Origin of the sequence: Vibrio sp. 10N.261.52.A1, from assembly GCF_002876325.1 — a bacterium.
Taxonomy (GTDB): Bacteria; Pseudomonadota; Gammaproteobacteria; order Enterobacterales; family Vibrionaceae; genus Vibrio; species Vibrio chagasii.
Genome location: NZ_MCYD01000275.1, coordinates 1 through 792, shown reverse-complemented (window position 1 = coordinate 792; position 792 = coordinate 1). Strand labels below are relative to the sequence as shown.

The 792-nt window shown below is 44.2% G+C and carries 2 protein-coding genes; both read right to left on the bottom strand.

Annotation, left to right across the window (positions count from 1 at the left end):
- A partial coding sequence (locus BCT81_RS03520) for an aspartate-semialdehyde dehydrogenase (protein WP_102423253.1) occupies positions 1-511 on the bottom strand: 511 nt, incomplete at its 3' end.
- A gap of 12 nt (positions 512-523) precedes the next feature.
- A partial coding sequence (locus tag BCT81_RS03515) for a DUF3410 domain-containing protein (RefSeq protein WP_133152520.1) occupies positions 524-792 on the bottom strand: 269 nt, incomplete at its 5' end.

Sequence of the window (792 nt, the reverse complement as noted above, 5' to 3'; positions counted from 1 at the left end):
CATCGATACCTGTTTTGCCTGCACCAGAAACCGATTGGTAAGTCGACACGTTGATACGCTCTAGGCCTACTTCATCGTGAATTGGCTTAAGCGCAACCAGCATTTGAATCGTTGAACAATTTGGGTTCGCAATGATGTTGCGGTTGCGGAACTCAGCAATTGCTTCTGGGTTCACTTCCGGCACAACCAGTGGAACATCGTATTCGTAGCGGAACTTAGATGTGTTATCGATAACAACAACACCTTCATCCGCAGCAACTGGTGCCCATTGTTCAGAAAGGTCGCCACCAGCAGAGAAAAATGCGATATGAACTTGAGACCAATCGAAGTCTGCTACGTTCTGCACTTGTATCGTCTTACCATTAAAGCGGTAAGTTTTACCTTCACTACGTTCACTTGCTAGTAAGTGCAGTTCACCGATAGGGAATTTACGCTCTTTAAGTACTTCAAGAATGGTTTCACCAACCGCACCAGTCGCACCTAAAATAGCAATATTAAATTCTTGGCTCATTGTTTCTCTCTTTTATAAAGTTGGCTTTACCATAAAACCGAGTTTAGCTAACGGCGCTAGATTACAAGAATCATCACCTGTTAACTCGACTGCACTGTACTCTCTGCGGTCCCAATATTCTTTACGCATCTTGTCAAAAGAACCTGGCGTAGCGATATTGCGACGGAATAAGGCATCGTCTTTGCGCACATCATAGATCAACTGAGTCAAATTGTGCAGTGTTGCTTCGTCCCAAGCTCTATCTAATTTCATTTGAGGTACAGGCGCTGTCGGCAATAGAT